This window comes from Pseudomonas sp. EU05-FHT14B02 (assembly GCF_058791055.1).
In genome coordinates this window covers 1-3,899 of sequence record NZ_JBYTDD010000057.1, presented here as the reverse complement: position 1 = coordinate 3,899, position 3,899 = coordinate 1, and the positions used below count along the sequence as shown (strand labels likewise).

Sequence of the window (3,899 nt, the reverse complement as noted above, 5' to 3'; positions counted from 1 at the left end):
CGATGCCAGTACAGGCATCGGATTTTGATTTCTTGCGGCCAAAGGTCAAGCGAGAGGGCTTAACTGATCGGCATTACGCTGCCCGGCTGCCTTTTTGTTGTGTGCCTCGGCGCATCTGACGCTGCCAGTTGCTGCGGGCCGTCTGCCGCGGGGAATGACCGCAGGAAACAGGAGGGACGGATTAACGGCGAACTTGTCGCCGTTAATCCTGGGGAGGAATCCATTCAGGGCGCAGGGCAGCTTGCCTGTGGTCTGACGGCAGCCTGGCTGATCAGTGCGGCCAGGCGTTTGACGTTGTTTTGCTGGGCAAGCACCAGGTCATCAATGCTCGCACCCGAGGGCGTTTGCAGGGTACTGCGGCAAATCAACCGCGCCGTGTCGCCGGTGCCGGCGCTGCGCAGGCGCCATTCCACGTCCATCAAGGCGTACTGGCCGGGCACCGAGTCAAAACGCTGCACATCGACCCGCACCGAGTGTCGGCCTTGTACAGGGCTGTTGCTCAGTTGATCGACCAACGCACTGCGCAGTTCGTCCACCAGGTTTGCTCCCCACCACTGGGTTTCCAGGATCGCCAGGCCACTGTTGCCCTCGCGAATGACGATCTGCGCACGATCGACCTGGGGTGGCACGCTGATCGTCTCGATCTGGATCACGCCGACGGTGGTTCTTGAGTGATTGCCCTCCAGTGCTGGGGTCAGGGTATGGAATTGAATCGGGTCGCTGCGGCAGGCGGCGAGCAGCAACATCGCGGTGAGCAGGGTGAACTTCAGCGGTAAAGCCATGGGTGTTGCTCCTGTGTTCAATTGCGCGGTGGCCCTTGCAGATCCATGGGGGCGGCATTATTCGGACGGCCGCGAAGCAGCGATTCCGGATGCCGTCCCAAGTAATCCGAAAGATCACGCAAGGATCTCGACGTGCGTCCCAGTTCATCCAGGGTTAGCCCCAGTTTTTCCCGTTGCGGCGAATCCTCGGCCAAGGTCGAACTGGCCGACTGCAGGGTCGAATTGGCCGTTTCCAGCGTCTTGCTGACTTCCGACAAAGTGGTTTGCACGCCAGGCAAGATCTTTCCGTTGAATTGCATCATGCCTTTGCGCAGTTCGACGAGATTGCCATCGAGATTGCCGGCAATACGCTCGATCGGCAGTTTGTTGATCTTGTCGACCATGGATTCGAGTTTTTCCTGTAATTGCTCGAGGCTGCCGGGAATGGTCGGAATCATGACCGGGCGTGCGTTTACATCGAAGGCGACCTTGTCGGTTTTGGGGTAGAAGTCCAGAGCAATGTACAACTGGCCGGTCAGGAGATTACCGGTGCGGGCCTGGGCGCGCAGGCCGTTTTCGATAAAGGTACCGATCAAGCGTACGCCAGCGGCTTCGTTATTAGGGTCATGATTGAGTGCCTTGAGCATTTTGACATGGGCCTGGCCCAGGCGCTGCGGGTAGATCACGATACCGACGTTGACCGGAAAGGAGCGCTTTTTCTCGTCGTAATCCAGATTGACCGCCACTACCTTGCCGATTTCCACACCGAGGAACTCCACCGGGGCATCGACCTTGAGCCCGCGCAGTGCCTGGTCGAAACGCATGGCCAGGAACTGCGGCTTGCCGTTTGGCGGGGCCAGGGCGGTTTGTTGGTCGTCGAACAATTCGTAGGCGTACTCTGCGGCAGCAGGCTTATCGTTGGGGCTGTAGTCGGGCGCGCGGAAGGCTATGCCGCCCACCAGCAAGGAAGACAACGACTCGGTCTTGACCGCAAAGCCATTGGCGCCGACGTTCACGTCAATGCCGCTTGCGTTCCAGAAGCGGGTGTTTTCGGTGACGTACTTGTCATGGGGTGCATGGATGAACAGTTCAATGTTCACGCCCTTGCCATCCGGGTCCAGCGCGTAGGCCACCACCTGGCCCACGGGGATCTTGCGGTAGTAGACCGGAGAGCCGATGTCCAACGACCCCAGGTCCTGGGTGAACAGAGTAAAACGCTTGCCCGGTTCGCCGTAGGTGATGGGTGGCGGATTCTCCAGTCCGATGAAGTTTTTTGCCCGGCCGTTGGCCTGGCCGATATCGGCCCCGATGTAATCGCCCGACAGCAGTGTATCGATCCCCGATACACCGCCCGCGCCAATGCGCGGCCGCACAACCCAGAACTGCGAATCTTCGCGGGTAAAGCTTTCGGCCTGCTTTTCCAGTTTGATGGTGGCGTTGACGCTTTTCTGGTCACTGCTGAGCTCTACATCGGAGACATGACCGATCACGACATTGCGGTATTTGACCTCGGTCTTGTTCGCGGTCAGGCCGCTACCGGTCTTGAACGTGACAACGATGGTCGGGCCCTGCTGCAAAAAGCTGTGGACCACCAGCGAAATACCCACCAGCACCGCGACGATCGGGACGATCCAGACCAGCGAAACGCTGAAACGGCGGGTCTTGATCGGCGCCGGCCCGGGGGCTTGTGGCCCGTCAGTGGCTTGTGACTTCATCAGTGACCTCCTTATTGTGTGGGTTTTTCCGTTCTTTATCCCAGATCATGCGGGGATCAAAACTCATTGCCGAAAGCATGGTGAACACCACTACCAGACCAAAAAACAGAATGCCCGGGCGCGGTTCGATGTCGGCCAGGGCCTGGAATTTCACCAGCGAGGCCACCAGGGCGACCACGATCACATCGAGCATCGACCAATAACCGATGACTTCGACGAAGCGGTACAACGTCGACCGCTCCTTGCGTGCCCACTCGCTGTCGCGCTGCACGGTGACCAGCAGCAATGTGATGGCGACGAACTTGACTCCCGGCACCGCGATACTGGCAATGAATATGATCAGGGCGATATCCCAGGCCCCGGCTTCCCAGAATTCCAGCACGCCGCTCATGATCGTGCTGTCGGCGCCGTTGCCGACCATCTCGGTGTTCATCACCGGCAACAGGTTGGCCGGGATGTAGAACACCAGCGCCGCGATCATGTAGGCCCAGGTGCGGGCCAGAGAATTGGCTTTGCGCCGGTGCAGCGGTGCACCGCAACGCTCGCATTCGTGGGGCTCGAAAGTCATGTCGCAGGCCAGGCCGCAGGTGTGGCACAGGCACAGGTTGAGCTCGTCGGCGTAAGGAGGCGTACTCATACAATGTCCCATAGTTCGCGGATGTCGCGTCCGGCGATGCGGATCATCATCAGGCTCAGCGCCGCCAGGGCAAACAACCCTATGCCGGGCAGCACATCGAGCAGTCCGGCGAGCTTGATCACCGCGACCATGGCGCCCAGCAGGCAGACTTCGAGCATGCTCCAGGGCCTCAGGGTTTCCAGCCAGCGCATGCAGAATTTGAATCCGGGCGAGCGTCGCCCGCTGAGTGCGAAGCCCAGCACCCAGATCAGCAGCAGCAACTGGAAAATCGGCGCGATGATCATAGCGATTGCCGCCACCATAGCGATGAAGGTGATAGGCCCCAGGCTCAGGGCCAGCACCGAGTCCCAGAGCGTTGCGCTGTTCTTCACGCCTTTGAGGTTGATGCTCATTACCGGATAGAAATTGGCGAATATCCAGAGCATCAACGCGGTGAAGGTCAACGCAAGACGCTGCTCCACCGTGAGGCCGTTATAGCGCTGAAGTACGCCGCCGCAGCGCGTACACAGGGTTTTTTGATGTTTGGCGAGCGTTACTTTTTGGTACACGCTGTCGCAGTGCTCGCAGATGATCAGCTGATCAGTAGTTGCCATGGGTCAAGCTCGACAGGAGGCAGGAAGTTCAGAGCACTCCCTCAATATAGAAGTGACTCGCAATTGAGCAAATCGAAAGTCGAAACAAGGGGATGGTAGAAGAGGGAATACGTAAAACAGTGTGGGAGCGAGCTTGCTCGCGATAGCGGTGTGCCAGGCCCGTCTCTTATCCACATCTCCCCCCCCCCCACCA

General features: G+C 59.1%; 4 protein-coding genes. All 4 read right to left on the bottom strand.

What is annotated here, in order from left to right:
- Window positions 1–224: 224 nt before the first annotated feature.
- From AC3WTM_RS29420 to AC3WTM_RS29405, 4 genes are read right to left on the bottom strand one after another with little or no spacing between them, the layout of a single operon-like run.
- Window positions 225–782, bottom strand: a complete 558-nt coding sequence (locus AC3WTM_RS29420) for a PqiC family protein (RefSeq protein ID WP_102669559.1) — start codon at window positions 780–782, stop codon at window positions 225–227.
- A 17-nt stretch (window positions 783–799) separates the two neighbouring features.
- Entirely contained in the window at window positions 800–2,476 is a 1,677-nt protein-coding gene (locus AC3WTM_RS29415) for a PqiB family protein (protein ID WP_102669560.1), read from the bottom strand.
- A complete protein-coding gene (locus AC3WTM_RS29410; RefSeq protein WP_102669561.1) occupies window positions 2,457–3,113 on the bottom strand; it encodes a paraquat-inducible protein A in 657 nt (218 codons plus the stop codon). Before AC3WTM_RS29410 ends, AC3WTM_RS29415 begins: the two co-directional genes overlap by 20 nt.
- Window positions 3,110–3,706 carry a paraquat-inducible protein A gene (locus AC3WTM_RS29405; protein WP_102669562.1) on the bottom strand — a complete coding sequence of 199 codons (597 nt, stop codon included), beginning with the start codon at window positions 3,704–3,706 and terminating at the stop codon, window positions 3,110–3,112. Before AC3WTM_RS29405 ends, AC3WTM_RS29410 begins: the two co-directional genes overlap by 4 nt.
- Window positions 3,707–3,899 lie beyond the last annotated feature (193 nt).